Source organism: Burkholderia sp. PR2 (assembly GCF_052372875.1).
GTDB classification, from domain to species: Bacteria; Pseudomonadota; Gammaproteobacteria; order Burkholderiales; family Burkholderiaceae; genus Burkholderia; species Burkholderia diffusa.
On record NZ_JBQRWH010000004.1, the window covers coordinates 2,645,030 to 2,670,987 of the forward strand.

Annotated in this window: 26 protein-coding genes; 14 read left to right on the forward strand and 12 right to left on the reverse strand. The window is 68.6% G+C overall.

Annotated elements, in window-relative coordinates; genetic code table 11:
- Positions 1-131 precede the first annotated feature (131 nt).
- Positions 132-1,388 (reverse strand): NADP-dependent isocitrate dehydrogenase, encoded by a 1,257-nt coding sequence (gene icd, locus ACT2FV_RS29445; RefSeq protein WP_444505257.1) that lies wholly within the window; start codon positions 1,386-1,388, stop codon positions 132-134.
- A gap of 274 nt (positions 1,389-1,662) precedes the next feature.
- Here icd and ACT2FV_RS29450 point away from each other — a divergent pair, with 274 nt between their 5' ends.
- The 5 genes from ACT2FV_RS29450 (at position 1,663) to ACT2FV_RS29470 (ending at position 6,928) form a co-directional block, all read left to right on the forward strand.
- Positions 1,663-2,241, forward strand: coding sequence for a pseudouridine synthase (locus ACT2FV_RS29450; RefSeq protein WP_059527744.1), 579 nt, complete (start codon positions 1,663-1,665; stop codon positions 2,239-2,241).
- A 281-nt stretch (positions 2,242-2,522) separates the two neighbouring features.
- Positions 2,523-2,735: a hypothetical protein gene (locus ACT2FV_RS29455; protein WP_072465376.1), complete on the forward strand. Its 213-nt coding sequence runs from the start codon at positions 2,523-2,525 to the stop codon at positions 2,733-2,735.
- A gap of 160 nt (positions 2,736-2,895) precedes the next feature.
- Positions 2,896-3,396 (forward strand): DUF192 domain-containing protein, encoded by a 501-nt coding sequence (locus tag ACT2FV_RS29460; RefSeq protein WP_059465624.1) that lies wholly within the window; start codon positions 2,896-2,898, stop codon positions 3,394-3,396.
- Positions 3,397-3,623: 227 nt separating this feature from the next.
- The gene (fusA, locus tag ACT2FV_RS29465) at positions 3,624-5,735 is read left to right on the forward strand and encodes an elongation factor G (RefSeq protein WP_124621530.1); all 2,112 of its coding nucleotides are present in this window, start codon (positions 3,624-3,626) and stop codon (positions 5,733-5,735) included.
- Between the two features lie 182 nt (positions 5,736-5,917).
- Positions 5,918-6,928: a HoxN/HupN/NixA family nickel/cobalt transporter gene (locus ACT2FV_RS29470; protein ID WP_444505258.1), complete on the forward strand. Its 1,011-nt coding sequence runs from the start codon at positions 5,918-5,920 to the stop codon at positions 6,926-6,928.
- Between the two features lie 379 nt (positions 6,929-7,307).
- On the opposite strand, the gene ACT2FV_RS29475 is transcribed toward ACT2FV_RS29470, so the two are convergent.
- From ACT2FV_RS29475 to ACT2FV_RS29485, 3 genes are all read right to left on the reverse strand, one after another.
- A complete protein-coding gene (locus ACT2FV_RS29475; protein WP_444505259.1) occupies positions 7,308-7,436 on the reverse strand; it encodes a hypothetical protein in 129 nt (42 codons plus the stop codon).
- A gap of 379 nt (positions 7,437-7,815) precedes the next feature.
- Positions 7,816-8,649 (reverse strand): hypothetical protein, encoded by an 834-nt coding sequence (locus ACT2FV_RS29480; RefSeq protein ID WP_444505260.1) that lies wholly within the window; start codon positions 8,647-8,649, stop codon positions 7,816-7,818.
- 35 nt (positions 8,650-8,684) lie between these two features.
- Entirely contained in the window at positions 8,685-9,530 is an 846-nt protein-coding gene (locus ACT2FV_RS29485; protein WP_059608012.1) for an aldo/keto reductase, read from the reverse strand.
- A 168-nt stretch (positions 9,531-9,698) separates the two neighbouring features.
- On the opposite strand from ACT2FV_RS29485, the gene ACT2FV_RS29490 reads away from it, so the two are divergent.
- Entirely contained in the window at positions 9,699-10,445 is a 747-nt protein-coding gene (locus ACT2FV_RS29490) for a GntR family transcriptional regulator (RefSeq protein WP_059528318.1), read from the forward strand.
- Positions 10,446-10,466: 21 nt separating this feature from the next.
- Here ACT2FV_RS29490 and ACT2FV_RS29495 read toward each other — a convergent pair whose 3' ends face one another.
- Positions 10,467-11,858, reverse strand: a complete 1,392-nt coding sequence (locus ACT2FV_RS29495; protein WP_444505261.1) for a CoA transferase — start codon at positions 11,856-11,858, stop codon at positions 10,467-10,469.
- 139 nt (positions 11,859-11,997) lie between these two features.
- Here ACT2FV_RS29495 and ACT2FV_RS29500 point away from each other — a divergent pair, with 139 nt between their 5' ends.
- On the forward strand, positions 11,998-13,230 hold the full coding sequence (locus ACT2FV_RS29500) for a citrate/2-methylcitrate synthase (protein ID WP_174920213.1): 1,233 nt from the start codon (positions 11,998-12,000) through the stop codon (positions 13,228-13,230).
- Here the strand turns inward: ACT2FV_RS29500 and ACT2FV_RS29505 are convergent.
- A complete protein-coding gene (locus ACT2FV_RS29505) occupies positions 13,203-13,526 on the reverse strand; it encodes a DUF2917 domain-containing protein (RefSeq protein ID WP_444505262.1) in 324 nt (107 codons plus the stop codon). The two genes, ACT2FV_RS29500 and ACT2FV_RS29505, sit on opposite strands and share 28 nt — an antisense overlap.
- Positions 13,527-13,726: 200 nt before the next feature.
- Between ACT2FV_RS29505 and mdtD the strand changes: the two genes are divergently transcribed.
- Together mdtD and ACT2FV_RS29515 are read left to right on the forward strand one after the other, a co-directional pair.
- Positions 13,727-15,166, forward strand: coding sequence for a multidrug transporter subunit MdtD (mdtD, locus tag ACT2FV_RS29510; protein ID WP_059608008.1), 1,440 nt, complete (start codon positions 13,727-13,729; stop codon positions 15,164-15,166).
- 183 nt (positions 15,167-15,349) lie between these two features.
- Positions 15,350-16,624: an EAL domain-containing protein gene (locus ACT2FV_RS29515; protein WP_059608007.1), complete on the forward strand. Its 1,275-nt coding sequence runs from the start codon at positions 15,350-15,352 to the stop codon at positions 16,622-16,624.
- A gap of 15 nt (positions 16,625-16,639) precedes the next feature.
- Here ACT2FV_RS29515 and ACT2FV_RS29520 read toward each other — a convergent pair whose 3' ends face one another.
- The 3 genes from ACT2FV_RS29520 to ACT2FV_RS29530 all read right to left on the reverse strand — a co-directional run bounded on the left by ACT2FV_RS29520 (position 16,640) and on the right by ACT2FV_RS29530 (position 18,910).
- Positions 16,640-17,254 (reverse strand): methyltransferase domain-containing protein, encoded by a 615-nt coding sequence (locus ACT2FV_RS29520; protein WP_124621518.1) that lies wholly within the window; start codon positions 17,252-17,254, stop codon positions 16,640-16,642.
- 134 nt (positions 17,255-17,388) lie between these two features.
- Positions 17,389-18,393, reverse strand: a complete 1,005-nt coding sequence (locus ACT2FV_RS29525; protein ID WP_444505263.1) for a 2-dehydropantoate 2-reductase — start codon at positions 18,391-18,393, stop codon at positions 17,389-17,391.
- Positions 18,386-18,910, reverse strand: a complete 525-nt coding sequence (locus tag ACT2FV_RS29530) for an Mpo1 family 2-hydroxy fatty acid dioxygenase (RefSeq protein ID WP_151051855.1) — start codon at positions 18,908-18,910, stop codon at positions 18,386-18,388. The genes ACT2FV_RS29525 and ACT2FV_RS29530 overlap by 8 nt, the downstream gene beginning before the upstream one ends.
- A gap of 81 nt (positions 18,911-18,991) precedes the next feature.
- Here ACT2FV_RS29530 and ACT2FV_RS29535 point away from each other — a divergent pair, with 81 nt between their 5' ends.
- Together ACT2FV_RS29535 and chrA are read left to right on the forward strand one after the other, a co-directional pair.
- Positions 18,992-19,699, forward strand: a complete 708-nt coding sequence (locus tag ACT2FV_RS29535) for a Crp/Fnr family transcriptional regulator (protein ID WP_226116292.1) — start codon at positions 18,992-18,994, stop codon at positions 19,697-19,699.
- 100 nt (positions 19,700-19,799) lie between these two features.
- Positions 19,800-21,011 (forward strand): chromate efflux transporter, encoded by a 1,212-nt coding sequence (gene chrA / locus ACT2FV_RS29540; protein WP_444505264.1) that lies wholly within the window; start codon positions 19,800-19,802, stop codon positions 21,009-21,011.
- Positions 21,012-21,122: 111 nt separating this feature from the next.
- Here the strand turns inward: chrA and sodB are convergent, their stop codons facing one another.
- From sodB to ACT2FV_RS29555, 3 genes are all read right to left on the reverse strand, one after another.
- The gene (gene sodB / locus ACT2FV_RS29545) at positions 21,123-21,701 is read right to left on the reverse strand and encodes a superoxide dismutase [Fe] (RefSeq protein WP_044848579.1); all 579 of its coding nucleotides are present in this window, start codon (positions 21,699-21,701) and stop codon (positions 21,123-21,125) included.
- A gap of 240 nt (positions 21,702-21,941) precedes the next feature.
- Positions 21,942-23,324: an exodeoxyribonuclease VII large subunit gene (xseA, locus tag ACT2FV_RS29550; RefSeq protein WP_059608001.1), complete on the reverse strand. Its 1,383-nt coding sequence runs from the start codon at positions 23,322-23,324 to the stop codon at positions 21,942-21,944.
- The gene (locus tag ACT2FV_RS29555) at positions 23,248-23,490 is read right to left on the reverse strand and encodes a hypothetical protein (RefSeq protein WP_170296496.1); all 243 of its coding nucleotides are present in this window, start codon (positions 23,488-23,490) and stop codon (positions 23,248-23,250) included. The genes xseA and ACT2FV_RS29555 overlap by 77 nt, the downstream gene beginning before the upstream one ends.
- A 284-nt stretch (positions 23,491-23,774) precedes the next feature.
- On the opposite strand from ACT2FV_RS29555, the gene lpxK reads away from it, so the two are divergent.
- From lpxK to kdsB, 3 genes are all read left to right on the forward strand, one after another.
- Complete coding sequence (gene lpxK / locus ACT2FV_RS29560) at positions 23,775-24,803, forward strand: tetraacyldisaccharide 4'-kinase (protein ID WP_059608000.1); 1,029 nt, start codon at positions 23,775-23,777, stop codon at positions 24,801-24,803.
- On the forward strand, positions 24,784-24,987 hold the full coding sequence (locus tag ACT2FV_RS29565) for a Trm112 family protein (RefSeq protein ID WP_006750935.1): 204 nt from the start codon (positions 24,784-24,786) through the stop codon (positions 24,985-24,987). The genes lpxK and ACT2FV_RS29565 overlap by 20 nt, the downstream gene beginning before the upstream one ends.
- A gap of 118 nt (positions 24,988-25,105) precedes the next feature.
- Complete coding sequence (kdsB, locus tag ACT2FV_RS29570) at positions 25,106-25,897, forward strand: 3-deoxy-manno-octulosonate cytidylyltransferase (RefSeq protein ID WP_059527793.1); 792 nt, start codon at positions 25,106-25,108, stop codon at positions 25,895-25,897.
- Positions 25,898-25,958 lie beyond the last annotated feature (61 nt).

Sequence of the window (25,958 nt, forward strand, 5' to 3'; positions counted from 1 at the left end):
GGCCGCATCGCGGCGCCGCGGCCCGCATGCCGGACCGCCCTGCCAACAAACCTGCCGTTCATGAAACGCCCCGGCGCCGGCAGTAGGCGCCGGGGCTGCCGGCTGTCCGCCGGCCTGCCCCGGAAGGGGACTTACATGTTCTCGATCAGCACTTCGCCGAAGCCCGAGCACGACACCTGCGTCGCGCCTTCCATCAGGCGCGCGAAGTCGTACGTGACGCGCTTCTGCAGGATCGACTTCTCCATCGCGGCGATGATCGTGTCGGCCGCTTCCGTCCAGCCGAGGTGGCGCAGCATCATTTCCGCCGACAGGATCTCGGAACCGGGGTTCACGTAATCCTTGCCCGCGTACTTCGGTGCCGTGCCGTGGGTCGCCTCGAACATCGCGACCGAATCAGACAGGTTCGCGCCCGGCGCGATCCCGATGCCGCCGACCTGAGCGGCCAGCGCGTCGGAGATGTAGTCGCCGTTCAGGTTCAACGTCGCGATCACGTCGTATTCGGCCGGACGCAGCAGGATCTGCTGCAGGAACGCGTCGGCGATCGAATCCTTGATGACGATCTCGTTGCCCGTCTTCGGGTTCTTCACGCGCATCCACGGGCCGCCGTCGATCAGCTCGCCGCCGAACTCCTTCTGCGCGAGCGCATAGCCGGCGTCACGGAACAAGCCTTCCGTGAACTTCATGATGTTGCCCTTGTGCACCAGCGTGACCGACTTGCGATCGTTGTCGATCGCGTACTGGATCGCCTTGCGCACGAGACGCTCGGTGCCTTCGGTCGACACGGGCTTGACGCCGATCCCCGAGGTTTCCGGGAAGCGGATCTTCTTCACGCCCATTTCTTCCTGCAGGAACTTGATGACCTTCTTCGCCTGCTCGGAGCCCGCGGCCCATTCGATGCCCGCGTAGATGTCTTCCGAGTTCTCGCGGAAGATCACCATGTCGATCTTTTGCGGCTCGCGCACCGGCGACGGCACGCCCTTGAAATACTGGACCGGGCGCAGGCACACGTAGAGGTCGAGCTCCTGGCGCAGCGCGACGTTCAGCGAACGGATGCCGCCGCCGACCGGGGTCGTCAGCGGCCCCTTGATCGACACCACGTATTCCTTCAGCACCTGCAGCGTTTCGTCCGGCAGCCACACGTCCGGACCGTACACCTTCGTCGCCTTCTCGCCCGCGAAGATCTCCATCCAGTGGATCTTGAGCTTGCCCTTGTAGGCATGCGCGACCGCCGCATCGACGACCTTGATCATCACCGGCGTGATATCGAAGCCCGTACCGTCGCCTTCGATATAGGGAATGATCGGCTGATCGGAAACATTGAGCGAGAAGTCCTTGTTGACGGTGATCTTGTCACCGCCCTCCGGAACCTTGATGTGCTGATACGGCATGATCGACTCCAGTGACGTGGCTGAGCAGGTGATGCTGGTCGAAACTGCGCGCGCGGCGAGGTGGCCCTGCCACCCTCGTGACGGCAACAGCGAGCGCTATTCTAGCGCCCCAACCGGGGCCGGCGGCACGAAGCGCGACGCTGCGTATCAAGTCTTCCCTTATGTCTTATATAAGACAGAGGACTTGCCGTTCCGTATTATGCATTAAGATTCCGCCATTTGCCATAGACCGCCCGTCCCGCTTCCGCCGCGGCACGCCGGGCGGACGCCCGCCATGACCCTGATCGCCCTCAACAAGCCGTTCGGCACGATTTGCCAGTTTTCCGCGCACGAGACGCGGCCGTCGCTCGGCGACTGGGTAAAAGCACCCGGCGTCTACCCGGCCGGCCGGCTCGACGCGGACAGCGAGGGCCTGCTGCTGCTCACCGACGACGGCGCGCTGCAGGCGCGCATCGCCGAACCACGCCACAAGCTCGTCAAGCGCTACTGGGCGCAGGTCGACGGTGCGCCGGGCCCGGCCGACCTGAAGGCGCTCGCGCGCGGCGTCGATCTCGGCGACTACGTGACGCGCCCGTGCCGCGCCGAATTCATCGAACCGCCGGACACGCTGTGGCCGCGCAATCCGCCGATCCGCTATCGCGCCGCGATCCCGACCACGTGGATCGAACTTGCGATCACCGAAGGCAAGAATCGGCAGGTGCGGCGGATGACTGCCGCTATCGGCTTCCCGACGTTGCGTCTCGTGCGCGTCGGCATCGGCGCGCTCGACATATTCGCGCTCGGCATTGCACCGGGCGAAACAATCGCGCTGCCACCGCGTGCCCCGTGGGACGGTTTCGCACGCGCCGAATGACACATTCCGGACGCGCGAATTTTTCGTCATCTTTTTCGTCAACCGCCTGCGAAGATCGCGCGTTAAACCACGCAGATGCCAACCTTAGCTATCCGGCATTGGCAGCCGAACCCGTGTTTGCGTCACGAAAGCGACGTTTTTATCGAATACGATTCGGCGCCCGCAGCGCAATGAGAAATTTCTCGAAGCGTCTGTCAACCGAAAGGTGGATGGCACCGTTAGACGACATGACTCCTATTGCCGGGTCATTTGGTTAATTAACTAAAGCTGAGGAACACAACATGAACAAACTGATCGCCGCTCTGGTCGCTGGCCTCTTCGCAACGGCAGCTTTCGCACAAGCTTCGGCTCCGGAAGCTGCTTCGGCTGCTGCTCCGGCAGCTGCTTCGGCACCGGCAAAGCACGCTGCCAAGAAGCACCACGCAAAGAAGAAGCACCACGCAGCTAAGAAGGCAGCTAGCGAAGCCGAAGCACCGGCAGCTGCTTCGAACTAAGTAAGCAAGCTGTAATAACGCAGTCAAGAACACGCAGTCTTGCCGTTCTTACGGCGTTGAAAGGCAGATCACCGCGAGGCGATCTGCCTTTTTCTTTTTTGTGCCCGCCGGCGCGCTTCGCGTACCATGCGGGTCTCGTTTTCCCGATAGGAGCCCTGCTGTGCGATTCTCCCTGCGCTCGTCGCTCGGCCGCCTTGCGCGCGCCGCCGTGTTTCCCGCCGCGCTCGCCGTCCTCGCGCTCGGCATGCAGACCGCCCACGCGCAGATGCCGCCCGGCGCCAAGCAGCCGAGCGAGTTCCCGCGCGCGAAGCTGCGCGCCGGCATGTACGTGATCGACGCGGCCGTCGCCGCGAACGACGCCGACCGCGAACAGGGGCTGATGTACCGGTCGCAGCTCGCACCGAACGAAGGCATGCTGTTCGTGTTCAACGAGAACGCCGTGCACTGCTTCTGGATGAAGAACACGCTGATCCCGCTGTCGATCGCGTTCATCCGCGCGGACGGCACGATCACCGACATCGACGAAATGAAGGCCGAGACGACCGACAACCACTGCCCGCGCAACAACGGCGTCTATGCGCTCGAAATGAGCAAGGGCTGGTTCGCGGCGAAGGGCATCAAGCCGGGCATGAAGCTCGAAGGCCTGCCCAAGGCCCAGTAACGGCCATTGCCGCGGCGCCGCCGCACGTCGACCGAAGCCGGCCGCCCATCACTCGTTGTTGGGCGCCGGTTTTTTTTCGCCGGCCGATGGCGACGCGCGCCTTGATTCGGCCAACGCTGCCCGCATCTGCAAAAGCCTCGGACAAGCGCTATGCTTTAAATCTCGCTTGTTTCAGCCCGGGCCGGTGCAGCCGGCCCCCTTACGATCCGAACCACCAGGAGGTTCACGTGCCCCGCAAAACCCCCATCGAGCGCTATCGCAATATCGGGATCAGCGCTCACATCGATGCCGGCAAGACCACGACGACCGAGCGCATCCTGTTTTACACCGGCGTGAGCCACAAGATCGGTGAAGTGCACGACGGCGCGGCCACGATGGACTGGATGGAGCAGGAGCAGGAACGCGGCATCACGATCACGTCGGCCGCGACCACGGCCTTCTGGAAGGGCATGGCCGGCAACTATCCTGAACACCGGATCAACATCATCGACACCCCCGGGCACGTCGACTTCACGATCGAGGTCGAGCGCTCGATGCGCGTGCTCGACGGTGCGTGCATGGTCTACGACTCGGTCGGCGGCGTGCAGCCGCAATCCGAAACCGTGTGGCGCCAGGCGAACAAGTACAAGGTGCCGCGCATCGCGTTCGTCAACAAGATGGACCGCGTCGGCGCGGACTTCTTCCGCGTGCAGCGCCAGATCGGCGAGCGCCTGAAGGGCGTCGCCGTGCCGATCCAGATTCCGATCGGCGCGGAAGATCATTTCCAGGGCGTCGTCGATCTCGTCAAGATGAAGGCGATCGTATGGGACGACGAAAGCCAGGGCGTGAAGTTCACGTACGAGGAGATCCCGGCGAATCTCGTCGAGCTTGCACACGAATGGCGCGAGAAGATGGTCGAAGCCGCCGCGGAAGCCAGCGAGGAACTGCTCGAGAAGTACCTGCACGACCATGAATCGCTGACCGAGGACGAGATCAAGGCCGCGCTGCGCCAGCGCACGATCGCGAACGAGATCGTGCCGATGCTGTGCGGCAGCGCGTTCAAGAACAAGGGCGTGCAGGCGATGCTCGACGCGGTGATCGACTACCTGCCGTCGCCGGTCGACGTGCCCGCGATCCTCGGTCACGACTTCCACGATCCCGAGAAGCCGGCGGAACGTCACCCGAGCGACGACGAGCCGTTCTCGTCGCTCGCGTTCAAGATCATGACCGACCCGTTCGTCGGCCAGTTGATCTTCTTCCGTGTGTATTCGGGCGTCGTCGAATCGGGCGACACGGTGCTGAACGCGACGAAGGACAAGAAGGAGCGGCTCGGCCGGATCCTGCAGATGCACGCGAACGAGCGCAAGGAAATCAAGGAAGTGCGCGCGGGCGACATCGCGGCGGCGGTCGGCCTGAAGGAAGCGACGACGGGCGACACGCTGTGCGATCCGGCCAAGCCGATCATCCTCGAGAAGATGGAATTCCCGGAGCCGGTGATCTCGCAGGCCGTCGAGCCGAAGACGAAGGCCGACCAGGAAAAGATGGGCCTCGCGCTGAACCGTCTCGCGCAGGAAGATCCGTCGTTCCGCGTGCAGACCGACGAGGAATCCGGCCAGACGATCATCTCGGGGATGGGCGAGCTGCACCTCGAAATCCTGGTCGACCGGATGAAGCGCGAGTTCGGCGTCGAGGCCACGGTCGGCAAGCCGCAGGTCGCGTATCGCGAAACGGTGCGCACGACGGCCTCCGATGTCGAAGGCAAGTTCGTCAAGCAGTCGGGCGGGCGCGGCCAGTACGGGCATGCGGTGATCACGCTGGAGCCGAACCCCGGCAAGGGCTACGAGTTCCTCGACGAGATCAAGGGCGGCGTGATTCCGCGCGAATTCATCCCGGCCGTCGACAAGGGCATCACCGAAACGCTCAAGAGCGGCGTGCTCGCGGGCTACCCGGTCGTCGACGTGAAGGTGCACCTGACGTTCGGCTCGTACCACGACGTCGACTCGAACGAAAACGCGTTCCGGATGGCCGGCTCGATGGCGTTCAAGGAAGCGATGCGTCGCGCGAAGCCGGTGCTGCTCGAGCCGATGATGGCGGTCGAGGTCGAGACGCCGGAGGATTTCATGGGCAACGTGATGGGCGACCTGTCGAGCCGGCGCGGCATCGTGCAGGGCATGGAGGACATCGCGGGCGGCGGCGGCAAGCTGGTGCGCGCCGAAGTGCCGCTCGCCGAGATGTTCGGCTATTCGACGTCGCTGCGCTCGGCGACGCAAGGTCGTGCGACGTACACGATGGAGTTCAAGCACTACGCGGAAACGCCGGCGAACGTGTCGGAAGGCGTGATCAACGCGAAAGTGAAGTAAGCGCGGGGCGCGCGCCCAGCTGCGCGCAGACCTCAGGCCCGTCCGGTTCCGGACGGGCTTTTTTTATCCGTCCAGCGCAGCACGGCGGATGGCCGACGCCCCGACGCCGTTTTTGATCGGCACGCCAGGCCATTTTTGCGCATGCCACAATACATCGCGATTCGTCCGATGGAACCACCCCGATGCCGCCCACCCCTGCCCTGCGCCGCCTGTTGATGCTGTATGCCGGCCTGATCGCCGCGAACGTCGCCGTCTGGCTGTGGGCGCTCGCGGTGCTGCACGACCGTCCGCTGCTGCTCGGCACCGCGGCGATCGCGTACGGGCTCGGGCTGCGTCATGCGGTCGACGCCGATCACATCGCCGCGATCGACGTCGCGACGCGCAAGCTGATGCAGGACGGCCAGCGTCCGGTGACGGTCGGCCTGTTCTTCTCGCTCGGCCACTCGACGATCGTGGTCGTCGCGACGCTCGGCATCGCGCTGAGCGCGTTCGCGCTGCGCGACCGCTTCGACGCATTCCGCGAAATCGGAGGCACGATCGGCACGGCGGTATCAGCAACCTTCCTGCTCGTGCTCGCGTGCATGAACCTCGTGATCCTGCGCCACGTGTGGCGGCGCTATCGCGGCGCGCCGGACGCGGCTCACGGTGCCGCGCACGCGCATCGCGCGGGCGGCCTCGTGTCGCGGCTGCTGCGCCCGCTGTTCCGGTTCGTGTCGAAAAGCTGGCACATGTATCCGGTCGGCGTGCTGTTCGGCCTGGGTTTCGATACTGCAACAGAAATCGCGTTGCTCGCGATCGCTGCCGCGCAGGCAAGCCACGCGCTACCGATCCATTCGGTCATGCTGTTTCCCGCGCTGTTCGCGGCCGGCATGACGCTGATCGACTCTACCGATAACGTGCTGATGATTCATGCGTACGGCTGGGCGATGGACGACCCGCGGCGCAAGCTGCTCTATAACGCGAGCATCACGCTGCTCTCCGCGGCCGTCGCACTGGCGGTCGGCGGGATCGAGGCCGCCGGCCTGCTCGCCGACAAGCTGTCGCTGACGGGCCCAGTACGCGAGGCGCTCGACGCACTTGGCGCGCGCTTCGGCGCGATCGGTTACGGCATCGTCGCGCTGTTTCTCGTCGCCTGGATCGCGTCGATCCTTTGCCATCGCTGGCCGCGTGCTGCCGGCCCGACGGCGCGATAGACGTAGTCAGACGTTTCATTTCGGAAACAAAACGCTCACGACGGCGTATCACACGCTGTCGCGCGATACGTGCGCGCCTTGCGCCACGGGCACGGCCGGTCGGTGGCACGAATCTCGCAGTTAGGGATTCGCACGGCGGGCCCGCGTGCCGATTCGTGTTCCCGGCTGGCTTCTGACGCCGGTCCGACACGCATCGGCCGCCGATACGACAATGCATCGTTGCTGGTCCCCTGCATCACACGTTGATGGTCGCGCGTGACGAGGCATCGCGCGCATCGGGGAGATCAATAATGAGCAGAACGAATCAACTGTCCCGTACGGCGGGATGGTGCTATCGCACGACCCTGCTGGCCGCGGCCGCGTTTGCATGCTGCTGTTCTTACGCGATTGCCCAGGATTCGATGCCCGGCGTCGCGTCCGACCCGACCGCCAGCGCAGACCCCGTCATGATGCTCGCCGACGACACGACGTCCTGTGCCGCCAGTCCGGCTGCTTGCGCGGTCCACATCTATGCCGGCCGAGGCGCTGTGGGCAGCGGCGCCGGAAGCACCTCTGGCAGTAGCAGCCCAGGCAGCAGCGGGAATGGTGGAAGCGGCACCGTCGGGCCTGCAGGCGTCGGTGGATCGACCGGGGCGACATCCGGTGGTACGAGCGGAACAGGTCGTAGCGGCGGTGCATCAGGCAACGAGGGTAAAGGTGGTGGTACTTCGGGTGGCGGCACCTCGGGTGGCGGTACCTCCGGTGGGGGTACCTCAGGAGGTGGCACCTCGGGTGGCGGCACCTCAGGAGGCGGTACCTCGGGTGGCGGCACCTCAGGTGGCGGTACCTCGGGTGGCGGTACCTCGGGTGGCGGCACCTCAGGTGGCGGTACCTCGGGTGGCGGTACCTCAGGTGGCGGTACCTCGGGTGGTCATGGTGGCCACGGCGGCGGTGGCAACGGCGGTGGCAATGGCGGCGGTAACGGCGGCGGCAACGGCGGCGGCAACGGCGGTGGCAATGGTGGCGGCAACGGCGGCGGCAACGGCGGCGGCAACGGCGGCGGCAACGGCGGCGGCAACGGCGGTCACGGTAACGGCGGCGGCAACGGCGGTCACGGTAACGGCGGCGGCAACGGCGGTCACGGTAATGGCGGTGGCAATGGCGGTGGCAATGGCGGCGGTAACGGCGGCGGCAACGGCGGCGGCAACGGCGGCGGCAACGGCGGCGGCAACGGCGGCGGCAACGGCGGCGGCAACGGCGGCGGCAACGGCGGCGGCAACGGCGGCGGCAACGGCGGCGGCAACGGCGGCGGCAACGGCGGCGGCAACGGCGGCGGCAACGGCGGTCACGGTAACGGCGGCGGCAATGGCGGCGGCAACGGCGGCGGCAACGGCGGCGGCAACGGCGGCGGCAACGGCGGCGGCAACGGCGGCGGCAACGGCGGTCACGGTAACGGCGGCGGCAATGGCGGCGGTAACGGCGGCGGCAACGGCGGCGGCAACGGCGGTCACGGTAACGGCGGTGGCAATGGCGGTGGCAATGGCGGCGGTAACGGCGGCGGCGGCAACGGCGGTGGCAGCGGCGGCAGCGGCGGCAGCGGCGGCAACGGCGGCAACGGTGGCCACGGCAATGGCGGCGGCAACGGCAATGGCAACGGGAGTGGTGGCGCCGGCAACGGCGGTGCCAACGGTGTCGGCAACGGAAACGGCAATGGCGGCAACGGTGGATCGGCCGGTGGCCATGGCCACTGACCGATGCATCGCCTGACCCGGCACGGTCAGAGCATTTCGAGCGCGCGCTTGCTGCGCGGCGGACGGAAGTAGCCGTCGAGTTGCGCGCGCTCGTCATCGCTCAACTCGAGATCGAGCGCCGCGCGATTGTCGCGGACGTGTTCGATCCGCGACGCCTTCGGGATCGCGAATACACCCGGCCGAGAGAGCACCCAGGCAAGCGCGACGCGCATCACCGATACACCGCGTTGCCGCGCGATCTCGTCGAGCGGCGAACGCTTCGGCAGCCGCCCGTGATCGACCGGGCTGTAGGCCATCGCCGGCATCCGGTGCTTGGCGAGCCATGGCAACAGGTCGAATTCCGGGCCGCGCCGCGCGATGTTGTAGAGGATCTGGTTGGTCGCGCACGCGCTGCCGCCCGCCTCGTCGACGAGTTCCGCCATGTCGGCCGTGTCGAAGTTGCTGACACCCCAATGGCGGATCTTGCCCGCGCGCCGCAGCGCCTCGAATCCCTCGACCGTCTCCTCGAGCGGCACCGAACCACGCCAGTGCAGCAGGTACAGGTCGAGACGGTCGGTACGCAAACGCTTGAGGCTCGCATCGCACGCGGCGACGACGCCACGCCTGCTCGCATGATGCGGATACACCTTGCTGACAAGGAACACGCCGTCGCGCAGTCCGGTCAGCGCCTCGCCGACGAGCGCCTCGGTCGCGCCGTCTCCGTACATCTCGGCGGTGTCGACCAGCGTCATCCCGAGCGCGATACCCTCACGCAATGCGGCGATCTCGTCCGCGCGACGCGCGGGCCGCTCGCCCATTTCCCAAGTGCCCAGGCCGAGCTTCGGAATCGTCTCGCCGTCCGGCAGGACGACCGTGGCGATCGTGTCTGTCATGCGCTCCTCGCTGCGGATTGGTGGCCGCGCACCCGCGGCCGTAGCATCGAATACGACGCATCAGTGTAGTCAATCGGCGCGGCGTCCACCTGCTGCACGGCAAAAACCGGATATAACGGCGCCGCATGATGACTTAGAATGGCCGGCAATCTGATCGATACCCATTCCATGAAGGCACCCACGGACGACCGCTGGCAGGACCTGCGCCCCGACCCCGAGAACGATACGCCGCTCTACCTGCAGCTCGCCCGCAAGCTCGGTGACGCGATCCACGACAATCGCTGGGCGGCCGGCGAGGCGCTGCCGTCCGAACGCGTGCTGTCCGAAGCGCTCGGCGTGTCGCGCATCACCGCGCGCAAGGCGATCGCGCTGCTCGTCGAGCAGGGCTTGATCCGCCGCACGCAAGGCGCCGGCAACTTCATCCAGCCGCGCTACGAGGATCCGCTGTCGCGGCTGTCGAGCTTCAGCGAGATGCTCGAGCGCCGTGGCTTCAAGCCGAGCTCGCAGTGGCTCGAACGTGAGATTCAGCCGGCGAACCGGGACGAAGTCATCCAGCTCGGCCTGTCGCCGGCCGCATCGGTTACACGGCTGAAACGCCTGCGCCTCGCCGACGGCATCGTGATGGCCGTCGAGAACTCGACGTTCCCCGCCACGCTGATTCCCGATCCGCAGGCGATCGGCGGTTCGCTGTACAGCTATCTCGAAGCACGCGGCACGCCCATCGTGCGCGCGCTGCAGCATTTCCGCGCGGTCAACGCGACCGACGAGATCGCGCAGCAGATGGGCATCGCGCCGCACGACGCGCTGCTGCTGATCACGCGAATCGGCTATACGGCCGACCAGCGCGCGATCGAGCTCACCGATACCTACTGCCGCAACGACTACTACGACTTCGTCGTCGAGCTGCGCAAGTAATGCGCACGGTGCCGCCGGCGCTCATTGCCAGCGCGCTTTGTCCGTGCCGAGCGGCACGGGCGGCCGCGTGAATCGCGGCGGGGTCGTCGACAGACGTTCGGCCGGACGCACGGCATCGATCATGCCGAACGGCGAAGCGGTCCGGTCGATCCGGTCGCGCACGTCGTCGAACGTGAAATCCGGCGCATGCAGGCCGTCCGGCACCGTGCCGAACGATTGCAGCCAGCGTCCCGTCTGCGCGAGCGACAGCCGCACGTGCCAGCTCCCCCCTTCCGTTGCACGGCGCGCAAGCGCGATCATCGCGCCGAACGCCGCGAGATAACCGGTCGCATGATCGAGCGCCTGGCACGGCAGATGGCGCGGGCCGTCCGCGTGCGCGGCATGCTGCTCGCACCAGGCGATACCGCTCGCCGACTGCACGAGGCTGTCAAAGCCGCGCCGCATCGACCACGGCCCCGCATGCCCGTATGCGGACACCGACACGCACACGATGCCGGGTCGCAATTCCGCCAGCGCCTGCGGCGAGAACCCGCGCGCCGCGAGCGCGCCGGGGCGATAGGCCTGCAGGAATACATCGGCGTCGCGTGCAAGCTCGCGCAGCGTGGCAACGCCGGCCGCCTCGCGCAGGTCGATCCACGTCGAGCGCTTGCCGCGCCCGTTGTCGATCACGAGCGATGCGATGTTCGGCAGGTGCGGACCGTTGACGAGCAGCGTCTGTGCACCGTGCGATGCCAGCGTGCGGCCCGCGACCGGCCCCGCGATGATGCGCGTGAGATCGAGCACGCGCACGCCCGCGAGCGGCTGGTCGGGCTCGCCGCGGCCGATCGCCTCGACGGGCGCGTCGCCGATCCGCTCGATCTCGAACAACGGCAGCGACGCGAGCGCGCGTGCCTGGTCGTGCGACGCCCATTCGTCAGGGGTTCTGATCAATGCCGCGCACAGGCCGGCCTCGGCCAGCGCGGTATCCAGCGCCGCGCCGTCCCACGTGCGGATCGCCGCCGCAACGTCGTCACGCTGCGGGCCGCAGCCGAGCACGTCGAGAATCCCGTGCAGGTGATGCGGAAAGTTCGCATGCAGCTGGATCCAGCGTCCGTCGCGCGTGTCGTAGAAACCCGTTACCGGATGGCGCGGCTCGGGCGGCAGGCCGTCGTCCACGCGCAGGTAGCGTTCGCTGCGAAATGCGACGAGCGCGTCGCGCATCGACACGTCGACGCGCTGCGCCACGCCCGTGCGCAGCCGGTGGCATTCCGCCGCCGCGAGCCCGGCTGCCGCGATCGTCGCCGCGGCGAGCGTGCCGACGTGGAACGTCGACGGCAGCGTGGGGTCCTGCCCCGTCACGGCCGCGCGGGCCAGCGCGCCGGGTTCGCCGCGTGCAAGTTGCCACAAGCGGGACAATGCGAGTTCGGGTGTCATGGTGAAAGCGAGCCGTTGAGGAGACGGATTCGAGTCTAGAATTCGCGACGGGCGCGATCAATGTTGATTGCGCGAATCAATACATAACGAATAGTTGTAGCCGGGCCGCGCTTCATGCGCCCCGACAGGAGCGATCGGCATGACGTCCCTCAGCGCGCCGGAAGCCGCCGGCATCCTTGGTGTCAGCGTGAGCACCCTTTACGCGTATGTGAGCCGCGGCCTGCTGCGCTCGCTGCCGGACGGCGCGAGCAAGCGCCGCCGCTACGACGCGGACGAGGTGCGCCTGCTCGCGCGCCGCCGCGCCGATGCAAAACGCGCGGGCGGCGTCGCCGAACGCTCGCTCGACTGGGGCGTGCCCGTGCTCGAATCACGGATCACGCAGATCGCCGGCGGCCGCCTGCACTATCGCGGCGCCGATGCGATCGCGCTCGCGAACGACGCGACACTCGAGGAAACGGCCGCACGACTGTGGGATTGTCCGCCCGCGCGGCTGGGCGCGGCATCGCTTGCGTCGACCGGTTTCGACGCCGCGCAGTGGGACGACTGGGCTCGCCGCTGGGCACATCTCGCGCCGCTCGAGCGCACGCTGGTGCTGCTCCCCGCCGCAGCCGCCTCGCTGCCGCGCCTGTGGGCGCAAGGGCGCGACGCGCAGCTCGACTCGGCCACGCTGCTGCTGCGCGTGACGACGGCCGCGCTGGCCGGCATCGCGCCGAGCGACGCGCCCGTGCATCGGCAGCTCGCCGCAGCATGGCGGCTCCGGCGACGCGACGAAGCCGACCTGCTGCGCCGCGCCCTCGTGCTGTGCGCCGATCATGAACTGAACCCGTCGACCTTTGCGGTGCGCTGCATCGCGTCGACCGGCACCCACCTGTTCGGTGCGATCGCGGGCGGGCTCGCAGCGCTGTCGGGCCCGCGCCACGGCGGCGAGACGTTCCGCGCGGGCGCGCTGCTCGACGAAGCGGCGCGTGCCGCCGACCTCGACCGCTACCTCGCGCTGCGCGTCGCGCACGACGAACGGGCAGACGGTGCGCGCACCGCGCTGTCCGGTTTCGCGCACCCGCTCTATCCCGACGGCGATCCGCGCGCCCGCGCGTTGCTCGACGCGCTGCACGCGATGCTGCCCGACCGGACGCCGCTACGCATGGCCCGTGGGCTCGCCGCGCGCGTCGAGGCGGCGACCGGCCTGCGACCGGCGATCGATTTCGCGCTCGCGGTGCTGGAACGCTCGCTTGCGCTACCCGAGGGCGCCGCGTTCACGCTGTTCGCGGCCGGCCGCACCGCGGGCTGGATCGCACACGCGCTCGAACAATATGCGGACGGCAAGCTGATCCGGCCCCGCGCGCGCTACGTCGGCAGCGACGCGGCTGCCTGACCACGGCCGCCGCGCCATGCGGCGAACCGTCGCCACGCGATCGGCGCGGCCTGCAGGTCCGGCGCCGCCTTCGGGCCGAACGCGAACACCGCACCGCCCGCCGCCGCGCTGATCCATACGCACATGCCGGGCAGCAGCGCCAGCGTCTCGCCGGCGCGCAGCCAGTGATCGTCGGGCCGGCCCTCGATCGTCACCCACAGGTCGCCGTCCGCGACCTGCAGCGCGGTGCGATCGACGATGCGCCACCGCCCGGCCGGCTCGTTGCCGTCCATCTCGTAGAGTCGCAGTTCTCGCATGGCCGCCTCCGGGTCGCGTGGGTTCGAGGACACCAGTATTTCGGACAGCGTCGCCCCCCGGACAGATACGCCCGCAGACACTTTCGGCTGAACTGTACCGGTCGGCTGACGGACGGGCGTCCGGCGCACCCGCGCCGATCCTGCGCGGCACGGCGGCTTTGCCTACAATGGCGGCTGTCCCGCGCCACTGGTCCGCCCCCATGTTCCAACGCCCGCCCGCCGCCGCTCCCGGCGAAAAGAACCTCACCGTGATGCTCTGGCTCGTTGCGACGGGCTTCTTCATGCAGACGCTCGATGCGACGATCGTCAACACGGCGCTGCCGTCGATGGCCGCGAGCCTCGGCGAATCGCCGTTGCGGATGCAGTCGGTCGTGATCGCATACTCGCTGACGATGGCGGTGATGATCCCCGTCTCGGGCTGGCTCGCCGACACGTTCGGCACGCGGCGCGTGTTCTTCAGCGCAATCCTGGTGTTCTCGCTCGGGTCGTTGCTGTGCGCGAACGCGCATACGCTGTCGCAGCTCGTCGTGTTCCGCGTCGTGCAGGGGGTGGGCGGCGCGATGCTGTTGCCGGTCGGGCGGCTCGCGGTGCTGCGCACGTTCCCGGCCGAGCGCTACCTGGCCGCGCTGTCGTTCGTCGCGGTCCCCGGGCTGATCGGTCCGCTGATCGGGCCGACGCTTGGCGGCTGGCTCGTGAAGATCGCGTCGTGGCACTGGATCTTCCTGATCAACGTGCCGGTCGGCATCGCCGGCTGCGTCGCGACCTTCTACTCGATGCCCGACTCGCGCAACCCGGCCGTCGGCCGCTTCGACCTGAAGGGCTATCTGCTGCTGACGATCGGGATGGTCGCGATCTCGCTGTCGCTCGACGGGCTCGCCGATCTCGGCATGCAGCACGCGGCCGTGCTCGTGCTGCTGATCCTGAGCCTTGCGTGCTTCGTCGCGTACGGGCTGTACGCGGTGCGCGCGCCGCAGCCGATCTTCTCGCTCGAACTGTTCAAGATCCACACGTTCAGCGTGGGCCTGCTCGGCAACCTGTTCGCGCGGATCGGCAGCGGCGCGATGCCGTACCTGATTCCGCTGCTGCTGCAGGTGAGTCTCGGTTATTCGGCATTCGAGGCCGGGCTGATGATGTTGCCGGTCGCGGCGGCCGGGATGTTCTCGAAGCGGATCATCACGCGTCTGATCACGCAGCACGGCTACCGCAAGGTACTGCTCGCGAACACGATCATGGTCGGCGTGATGATGGCGAGCTTCGCGCTGATGCGCGACTCGGTGCCCGTCTGGGTGAAGGTCATCCATCTCGCGCTGTTCGGCGGGTTCAACTCGATGCAGTTCACCGCGATGAACACGCTGACGCTGAAGGACCTCGGCACTGGCGGCGCGAGCAGCGGCAACAGCCTGTTCTCGCTCGTGCAGATGCTGTCGATGAGCCTCGGCGTCACGGTCGCGGGCGCGCTGCTGGCCACCTTCACCGGGATGCTGCGCACGGTGACGCCGAGCAACACACTGCCCGCGTTCCATGCGACCTTCGTCTGCGTCGGGATCATCACGGCCGCGTCCGCGTGGATCTTCGCGCAGCTCGCGCCCGAGATCCGCGGCCGCGCGCAGCACAAGACCGATCCGTCCGAGCGCGCGTGACGCACCGCGCGCGCCGTGCCGGGAAACCCCACGACGGCGCGCCGCGCACCATGTCGGTGCAACATGGCTGCGCCGCGCGGCACCCGGCGACCGCGACGGGGCGTGGCACGGGGCCCGATGCCGTGCATGCTTCTTGCTGGCCTATTCTCTAGGTAAACTGGCAGTCTTCCTTCGGCCGACATCATGAGCATGATCGACATCGATCCACCCGGCTTTCAGCCGCCCCGCCCCGTCGCCGGCGACGACGGGAAGCGGCGCACCGTGCTGTACGGTGCGTACACCGTGTTTAGCGTGTTCCAGCCCGTTTTCTCGGTGTCGCACCGCCGCGCGATCGGTTACCACGCGTCGCTGCGCGCGCACGACGAGGACAGCCGCCAGGTCGCGTCGCACGAGGTGTTCACGCAGGCGGCGCGGCGCGGCGACCTGCTCGAGCTCGGCCGGCTCGCCGAATCGCTGCATCTCGGCAACTTCCACGCGTTCGACAGTCACGACGAATGGCTCTTCCTGAGCCTGCATCCGGCCGCGCTGATGGACACCGTCTACGGCGACGCGCTGCTCGCGAACCTGAAGGCGCTCGGCCTGCCGCCGCATCGCGTGGTGCTCGAAGTGCCCGAGCAGGCCGGCGGCGAGACGCCGCGCTATGCGGCGATCGTCGACGGCCTGCGCAAGGCCGGCTTCCTGATCGCGCTCGGCGGCTTCGGTGCGAAACATTCGAACATCGACCGCGTGTGGCACCTGCATCCCGACATTGTCACGCTCGACCGCGGGATCCTCGCGCAGGCGAGCGAACACTCGCATCTCGAGCGCGTGCTGCCGGGGCTCGTGTCGCTGCTGCACGAATCCGGCCAGCTCGTGCTGATGGGCGGGCTCTCGACCGAGCGCGACGCGCTGATCGCGCTCGAATGCGATGTCGATTTCGTGCAAGGGCAATACTTCGCGGGGCCGAGCGTCGACCCCGTGCAACCGCAGGCCGCCGCGGGCTGCATGGATACGCTGTCGGCCGCGTTGCGGCTGCGCGTCGCGCAACGCGAGCGCACGCAGGCCGAACGCCTCGCGCCGTATGTCGCCGCGCTGGAGGAGGCGAGCCAGAAGCTCGTCGCGGGCGAACCGCTGATCGACGCCGCCGGCGCCGTGCTCGGGTTGCCGGAAACCGCGCGCTGCTTCCTGCTCGATGCATCGGGCCGCCAGATCGGCGACAACGTGCTCGCGCGCGGCAGCGTGTCGCAGCGGGCCAAACGCTTCCGGCCGCTGCTGCATTCGGAAGGCGCGAGCTGGGAACGTCGCCCCTACTTCATCCATGCGATGCGCGCGCCGGGCCGCGTGCATCTGACGCCGCCGTACCTGTCGATCAACGAAGCGCACCTGTGCGTGACCGCATCGATCGCCGCGCCGGCCGCGACCGGCATGCAGGTGCTGTGCGTCGACATCAACTGGGAAGCGGCGCTCAACCGCGACTGAGTTCGCGCGCCGCGCTCATGCGGCGCCATCGACGTCGTCGTCCCGGCGCGCGATCAGCCGATGCACGCGCTTGCCGGATGACGCGCTGACCACCTCGTGCTCGTCGATCACGTGCATGCCGGGGCCGAGCGCCGCGTGCATGCGCGCCGAATCGAGCGGTGTGTACAAGCGGCCGCGCTCGTCGCGCAACGCGCCGTTGCCGGCCACCCGCCAGCTCAGGTACAACGTGCCGCCGGGCATCAGCAGCGCAGCCAGCCGCGCGGCCGCCGCAGCGGCATCCGCCTGGTCGAGATGCATGACGACCGTCTCGCACAACACGTTTCGAAACGCGCCGGACGGCACGCCCGCGAGCGCCGGCAGCGCAGCCAGTTCGAACGTCAGGGACGGGTGACGCAAGCGAGCCTCGGCGAGCAGCGCCGCGCTCGCATCGTAGCCGCGCACGTCGAATCCTTGCGACGCGAGCCACGCAGTGTCGCGCCCCGCGCCGCAGCCGACGTCGGCGGTCGGCCCCGGCGAGAAATACTGCTCGAGCAGCGCATACATGTCGTCGGGGGCGGCCTGGTCGAGCCAGTCCTGCGCGTATTGCGCGGCATGGGCTTCGTAGGCATCGAGAGTCGGGCGATCCACCATGGCGATTGCTCCGCATACGCGTCCTGTCGTGCGACGCACCCCGCATCTTAGCCGTTGCGCATCGCGCGTGGTGTAGCGCGGGATTATGCCGCCCTCATGTCGCCCGCGCGATGCGCGTGCGCGGTCAACTCGGCTCACAACGCATCGCCGCGCCAGGCGGGCCGCGATGCCGCGGTTTCGGCGTCGTGAACGAGCGCGCACAGCTGCGCGTTGACCGGCGCCTGCGCACCGAAGCGCGCGGCCAGCCGGACGATCTCGCCGTTGATCCACTCGACTTCGGTCGCACGGCGCATGGCGAGATCGTCGGACATCGACGAACGCGCGAGCGGATCGATCGCAAGCATCCGGCCGCCCAGCGCGCGAAACACGGGATCGGGCGAGTCGAGCACGGCGGGAATCCAGGCAGCCGGCAACGGCGTGAGCCGCGCGGGCCGGATCGCGGCGCGCGCCAGCACGTGCAGTGCCTCGCGTTGCGCCAGCGCGACGCAGCGTCGATACGCGCGTTGCGAGAGTTCGTCGCGCAACGGCAGGTTCGCGAGCGCATTGACCGCGTTGTTCAGGTTCAGCAGCAGCTTCGCCCACTGCACGGCACGCATGTCGCGGTGCAGCGCGAGCGGTAGCCCGGCACGGGCGAACGCGCCGGCGAATGGCTGCAGCGCCGGTGACGCGTCGGCCGCGAGCACGCCGGCCGAGCCCTGGTGAAACGCGCCGGGCCCGCGTTCGATCACGTTGAACGGCACCATGCCGGCCAGCACGGTCGCTTGCGGCAGCGCATCGCGCAACACGTCGGCGTTGTAGAGACCGTTCTGGAAACTGACGACGATCGTGCCGGGCCGCAGCACGTCGGCCAGTTGCGCCGCGGTGTCCTGCGTCGCGGCCGACTTCACCGCGACAAGCACGAGCCGCGCGGCGGCCGCGGCGGCCGGATCGGTCGAGAATGCGACCTCGGACGGCGCGAGCGTCGCGCGATGGCCGCGCCGGTCTGTCAGGGTCAGCCCGTTTGCGCGAATCGCGTCGCCGATCCGTGCGCGGCCGACGAGCGTGACAGGCGTCCCCGCCGCCGCGAGCCGGCCGCCGAGATAGCAGCCGACCGCGCCCGCGCCGAACACGCAGACCGGCGCGGCCGACGTGTCAGACATGCGAGTGCACGCCGCCGTGGACCGGGCCCGCGCGCCGCTCGACTTCACGGCGCACGTCGCCGCGCAGGCCCACGAAGAACGCGACTTCGGCGACGACGAACAGCGGCCCAACCATCAGGCCGACCAGGTCGTCGACGAACGCGGGCTTGCGCCCTTCGAACCAGTGTCCGACGAACTGCACGATCCAGCCGACCACGAACGCGCCGACGCCGATCGCGAGCCATTGCGCGGTCGGCAGCAACGCGAGCGTCTGCGCAGCCCACACGCCGAGCGCAAACAGCGCGGTCATCGCCAACCCGAAGCGCAGGTCGAGACGCAGGTAGAACGCCGCGAACGCCACGGCGAGCAGCAGCGCCGGCGACAGCGCGACGCCCGCCAGCACGCCGATCGCCGGCCGTGACAGCAGCACCTCGACCGCGAACACGATCATCGGAATGCCGACCAGATGCGTCGCAATGTTGCGCACGTCGCGATGGTAGGCCGCATACTGGGAAAGGTGATCCTCGAGCGTCTTCATGGTGTCTCCTGAACGATCATCGAGCGCTATGATGCGCGTCACGCCCGACAACCTCTGTCAGCTACCCGACATCGCGTGCCCATGCCCTCGCCGCTCGCCCCGTACCTGCCGCAGATCGAAGCGCACCCGTGGTTCGCCGCGCTGCCGCCCGCGTTGCGCGAGACGCTGCTCGCCCGCGCCGCGTTGCGGCACCTGCCGGCCGGCCAGGCGCTGTTCCGCCGCGGCGACCCGCCGTGCGGGCTGTATGCGGTGCTGGCCGGTTCCCTCACCATAGGCGCGGTCGATCCGCAGGGCAAGGAAGCGCTGCTGACGGTCGCCGACCCCGTCACGTGGTTCGGCGAGATCGCGCTGTTCGACGGCCAACCGCGCACGCACGACGCGATCGCGCTCGACGACACGCTGCTGCTGCACGTCCCGCAGGCCGCGCTCGTGGCGATGCTCGACGCGACACCGCAATACTGGCGGCAGTTCGCGCTGTTGATGGCGCAAAAGCTCCGGCTGAGCTTCCTGACCGTCGAATCGATGAGCGTGATGCCGGCCGCGCAGCGGCTTGCCGCGCGACTGCTGATGATCGCCGACGGCTACGGCGGGATCAGCGCCGGCCGCACGCGCATCCGGATGTCGCAGGAAAAGCTCGCGGCAATGCTCTCGCTCACGCGGCAGACCACCAACCAGCTGCTGAAGGCGCTGCAGGCCGACGGCATCGTGCGGCTGCATGTCGGCGAAATCGAACTCGTCGACGTCGACGCGCTGCGCCGCGCGAGCGGCCTGCCCGGCGGTACGCCGTGACGGCGCCCTGACGCCGCCGTGAAATCGTCGCAACGCCGCATTCCCGCCGTCATGGCATTGCGCTATCGTGGCGGCTCGTTCGCCCTCCCCGCATCCGCTCTTGAACACGTCCACCGTCACTACTCCGTCCCGTCATGCGTGGCCCGTATTCGTCGCATTCCTGCGGCTCGGCCTCACATCGTTCGGCGGGCCCGTCGCGCATCTCGGCTACTTCCGTGACGCGTTCGTCACGCGACGCAGCTGGCTGACCGAGCGCGCCTATGCGGATCTCGTCGGCCTGTGCCAGTTCCTGCCGGGGCCGGCGAGCAGCCAGGTCGGGATGGCGATCGGTCTGTCGCGCGCAGGCTATGCGGGGATGTTCGCCGCATGGCTCGGCTTCACGCTGCCGTCCGCGCTGCTGATGATGCTGTTCGCGCTCGGCGTCCACGCGACGGGCATGCCGGTCGCGGCAGGCGCCCTGCACGGGTTGCGCATCGTGTCGGTCGCGGTGATCGCGCAGGCGGTGTGGGGCATGGCGCGCACGCTTTGCCCGGATGCGCGCCGCGTCACGCTGATGGCGATCGCGACCTGCATCGCGCTGCTCGTCCCGGCCGCGTGGCTGCAGGTGGTCGTGATCGTCGCGGCAGGCGCCGCCGGTCTCATGCTGCTGCCGCAGCCCGAGCGCGGCGCCCACGAGCCGTTGCCGCTGCACGTGTCACGCCGCGCGGGGCTGCTGTGGCTGCTACTGTTCGCCGCGCTGATCGTCGTGTTGCCGGTCGCGGCAAGCGCGCTCCACTCCAACACACTCGCCGTCGTCGATGCATTCTTCCGCACCGGCGCGCTGGTGTTCGGCGGCGGCCACGTGGTGCTGCCGCTGCTGCAAGCGGCCGTCGTCGCGCCGGGCTGGGTCGGCGACTCGGCATTCCTGGCCGGCTATGGCGTCGCGCAGGCCGTACCGGGGCCGCTCTTCACGTTCTCGGCCTTCCTCGGTGCGTTGCTGCGCGACGCGCCGAACGGCTGGCTCGGCGGGATGATCGCGCTGGTGTCGATCTTCGCGCCGTCGTTCCTGCTTGTCGCGGGCACTGCCCCGTTCTGGGAACGCCTGCGTCGCAGCACGCGTATGCAGGCCGCGCTCGCGGGCGTGAACGCGGCGGTCGTCGGGCTGCTGCTTGCCGCGCTCTATCATCCGGTGTGGAGCGACACGATCGTGTCGCCGCGCGACTTCGCTGCCGCGCTCGTCGCGTTCGTCGCGCTCGTGTTCTGGCGCGTGCCGCCGTGGGCTGTCGTGATCGCGAGCGCGGCGCTCGGCTGGTTGTCGGGGATGATCGTCTGATCGGGCGAATGCCGCGCGTCGATTCATGCCCGATCAAAACAAAAAAGCCCTCGTGACGAGGGCTTTTTTTGGGGGGATGCCGCGCGCCGCAGAGGCGCGGGATGCCCGGACTTACGCGAAGTTCTTCGCTGCGAAGTCCCAGTTCACGATGTTCCAGAACGCTTCAACGAACTTCGGACGTGCGTTGCGGTAGTCGATGTAGTACGCGTGCTCCCACACGTCGATCGTCAGCAGCGGCTTGTCGGCCGTCGTCAGCGGCGTGGCGGCGTTGCTCGTCGAGACGATGTCGAGCGAACCGTCGGCCTTCTTCACGAGCCATGCCCAGCCCGAACCGAACGTGCCGACCGCGGCCTTCGTGAACGCTTCCTTGAATGCGTCGTACGAACCCCACTTCGCATTGATCGCGTCGCCGAGCGCGCCCGACGGTGCGCCGCCGCCGTTCGGCGACAGGCTGTTCCAGAAGAACGTGTGGTTCCAGATTTGCGCGGCGTTGTTGAAGATGCCGCCCGACGACTTCTTCACGATCTCTTCCAGCGACAGGTTTTCGAATTCCGTGCCCGGGATCAGATTGTTCAGGTTCGTCACATATGCCTGGTGATGCTTGCCGTAGTGGTACTCGATCGTCTCTTTCGAGATGGTCGGCGCGAGTGCGTCTTCAGCGTACGGGAGCGGCGGGAGCGTATGAGCCATGGCGATTCCTTCGTTGAGTATGTAGGGAGGCTGTGTTGAATGCTGCCGAGCGTCCGATTGTAGGCGAGTCCGAATATCCCCGCAAACTCACGGGCATTTATCCGCGGTATGCAGAAAATCGCCGCTGGCGCTTCATCCGGCAGGACGAGACGGCGATGCGCAGCATCCGTTCCCGCGCCCGGCGTTCGATACGTCCGGACCGCCGGGCGCGCGACCTTCGTTTCGCTTACGCCGTCGTCGTCAGATCGTGTCGGTCAGCCGCGGCTGCACGTCGGCGAGCGACACGTCGGCCGAGCCTTCGGCGAGATGCACGGTGAGTCGGCGCTGCGGCTTCAGCGCGCTCGGCGCCCGCACCGCGCGGCCGGTCTGCGCGTCGATCAGCGCCGCATAGCCGCGCTCGAGCGTGCGCTGCGGGCTCAGCACCTCGAGCCGCGCCGCGCAGGCCGACACGCGCGCGGTATCGCGCTCGTGACGGCGCTGCATCGCCACCGCCAGACGTTGCGACAGTCCGGCGAGGGCCTGACGCGCCTGCGCCGGGTCGGGCCGCGCGCGCTGCCAGCGCAACTGCGCGAGCGCGAAACGCGCACGCGCGTCGCGCACCGGCCGCGACGCCGCCGATGCGAGCCGCACCGCCAGCTGTTCGACGTGGGTACGTTGCCGCTGCAGCCGTTCGGCCGGGCTGACGAGCCGGCGCGCGAGCCAGTCGAGCTGCTGCGCACGCTGCTCGAGCCCGCGCTCCAGGCTGCGCGCAAGCGCGCGCTGCCGGTCGGCGACCTCGCGCAACAGCAACGCGCGCTGCGGACTCGCGAGTTCGGCCGCGCCGGTCGGCGTCGGCGCGCGCAGGTCGGCCGCGAAGTCCGCGATCGTGAAATCGGTTTCGTGGCCGACGCCGCTGACGACCGGCAGTTCGCTCGCCGCGATCGCACGTGCGAGCGCTTCGTCGTTGAACGACCACAGATCCTCGATCGACCCGCCGCCGCGGCACACGAGCAGCACGTCGACCTCGCGCCGCGCGTTCGCGGTCTGCACGGCCGCGACGAGCTTTTCGGCGGAACCGGCCCCCTGCACGGGCGCCGGATAGACGATCACCGGAATGTGCGGCGCGCGGCGCGCGAGCGTGGTCAGCACGTCGCGCAGCGCGGCGGCCTGCAGCGACGTGACGATGCCGATCGCGCGCGGGTGCGCCGGCAGCGGCCGCTTGCGCTCGGCTGCGAACAGCCCTTCGGCCTCGAGCTGCGCCTTCAGCCGCAGGAATGCCTCGTAAAGACGCCCCTGGCCCGTGCGCCGCACGGCTTCGACGTTGAGCTGCACTTCGCCGCGCGGCTCGTACATCGTGACGACCGCGCGCACCTCGATCCGGTCGCCTTCGCGCGGCGTGAATTCCGCGTACTGCGCGCGACCGCGAAACATCACGCAGCGCATCTGCGCCTGCTGGTCCTTGATCGAGAAATACCAGTGGCCGCTGGCGGCGCGCGTGAAATTCGACACTTCGCCCGAGATCCACAGCAGCGGGAACGAGCGCTCGAGCATCGTCGAAATCGCGCGATTAAGCGCCGAAACGGGAATCACTTCGTCGCCGCCGCGAGTCGCGCCGGGAGCGGAAAAAGGAGAGTCGGAAAGCATGGGCGGTCGGATGAATGCTGGCGGCGACACGATAGTCCGACACGCGCGCGGCGTCCAGCACCGCCCGCCCGCACTGCAACACGCTGAAGGTGTCCACACTCTGGTAATCGTCCGCCAAAAACACTTGAAAACCTCGGAAAAAACCAGACAATTCCGTATAACGCATTGATTTTTATATATTTTTAAACCTTGCAGTTTGATTCGACGCCGATTCGATGTCCATCCGACGGGCGTTTGACGCGAACGGGCGGGGAGTTTTTCACAGAGTTATCCACAACCCGCTCCGATCCGCCCCCATCGGATGCGTCGCCCGGCCGCGCTTGCCGCGCCCGCGTGCGGCGCGCTAGAGTGCCGCCTTCCGAAGACCTTGCGGCATGCGCCGCCCAACGGAGAATCCGCATTGATGAATCCGTCCCACGCCGCGGCGCACGACGCGCCGCGTCCGGCCCGATGAGCGCGCCCGGCGGCCCGCTCGCGCGGCTCGAAGCACGCCTCACGCGCGAATGGCAGCGACGCGGCGCCCTCGCCTGGGCGCTCACGCCGTTCGCCTGCGTGTTCGGCCTGTGCGCGGCGCTGCGCCGCACGGCCTACGCGCAGGGCTGGAAGCAACCGGTCGACGTCGGTGTGCCCGTCGTCGTGGTCGGCAACGTGACCGTCGGCGGCACCGGCAAGACGCCGACCGTGATCGCGCTCGTCGACGCGCTGCGCGCGGCCGGGTTCACGCCGGGCGTCGTGTCGCGCGGCTACGGCGCGAACGTGAAGGCCCCCATCGCGGTCACGCCCGCATCGCGCGCGAGCGCGGCCGGCGACGAACCGCTCCTGATCGCGCGCCGCACCGGCGCGCCCGTGTGGGTATGCCCCGACCGCGTCGCGGCCGCGCAGGCGCTGCGCGCCGCGCACCCGAACGTCGACGTGATCGTCAGCGACGACGGCCTCCAGCACTACCGTCTCGCACGGACGGTCGAGCTCGTCGTGTTCGACCATCGCCTCGGCGGCAACGGCTTTCTGCTGCCGGCCGGGCCGCTGCGCGAGCCGCTGTCGCGCCACCGCGACGCGACGCTCGTCAACGATCCGTACAGCGGCGCGCTGCCGCCGTGGCCCGATACCTATGCGCTCGCGCTCACGCCGGGCGCCGCGTGGCACCTCGACCAGCCGGCGCTGCGCCGTCCGCTGTCGCAGTTCGCGAACGAGCGCGTGCTCGCCGCGGCCGGCATCGGCGCGCCGGAACGCTTCTTCGCGACGCTGCGCGCGGCCGGCCTCGCGCCGGCGACGCGCGCGCTGCCCGACCACTACGCGTTCCCCGACAATCCGTTCGTCGACGACGCGGTCGATGCGATCCTGATCACCGAGAAGGATGCAGTAAAATTGGGCGCTTCCTGGCGCGACGCTCGGCTGTGGGTCGTCCCCGTCGAAGCCGCGCTCGATCCTCGCCTCATTGCCCTCGTTGTGGAGAAACTCCGTGGACGCTCGCCTGCTTGAAATCCTTGTGTGCCCTATCTGCAAAGGCCCGCTCCACTATGACCGCGCCGCGCAGGAGCTGATCTGCAACGCGGACAAGCTCGCCTACCCGATCCGCGACGGCATCCCCGTGATGCTCGTCGACGAAGCACGCCAGACCGTCGAAGGCACGCCGGTCGACCCCGCCGGCCCGGCCGGCAGCTGACGCCTCAACGCTACGCCGGCGCCTGGCCGCGGTTCGCTGCGGCCGCGTGCCGGCCCCTGCCCCGGGCGGCCTGCCTTCGACGCGCCGCCCGCCCCGCCCTCCTCACCGCCCAGCCCCGATGACTCATCCGCAGCCCTTCATCGCCGTCATTCCTGCCCGGCTCGCGTCGACGCGCCTGCCGAACAAGCCGCTCGCCGATCTCGGCGGCAAGCCGATGGTCGTGCGCGTCGCCGAGCGCGCGCGCGAAGCGGGCGCGCAGCAGGTGCTCGTCGCGTCCGATGCACAGAGCGTGCTCGACGCGGCCCGCGAGCACGGTTTCGAAGCCGTGCTGACGCGCGCCGATCATCCGTCCGGCACCGACCGGCTCGCGGAAGTCGCCGCGACGTTCGGGTGGAGCGACGACACCGTCGTCGTCAACGTGCAAGGCGACGAACCGCTGATCGACCCGGCACTCGTGCGCGACGTAGCGTCGCACCTCGCCGCGCATCCGGACTGCGCGATCGCGACCGCGGCGCACCCGATCCACGCCGCCGCAGACGTGTTCAACCCGAACATCGTGAAAGTCGCGCTCGACGCGCGCAACGTCGCGATGTACTTCTCGCGCGCGCCGATTCCATGGAGCCGCGATGCGTACCAGCCGCACTGGCCCGACGTCGCGGCCATGCCGGCGCCGGCCTTTCCGGTCCATCGTCACATCGGCCTGTACGCGTATCGCGCGCGTTTTCTGCGCACCTATCCGTCGCTCGCGCAGGCGCCGATCGAGCAGGCCGAGCAGCTCGAACAGCTGCGCGCGATGTGGCACGGCGAGCGCATCGCAGTGCTGATCACCGAGCATGCACCCGAAGCCGGCATTGACACGCCGGCCGATCTCGCACGCGTGCAGGCCCTTTTTCGGCCGGGTTCAAAATAACCCGTGGCATAATCAGGTGATTGTGCGAGCCGTCCGCGACCCGCGCGTCCACGCTTGACCC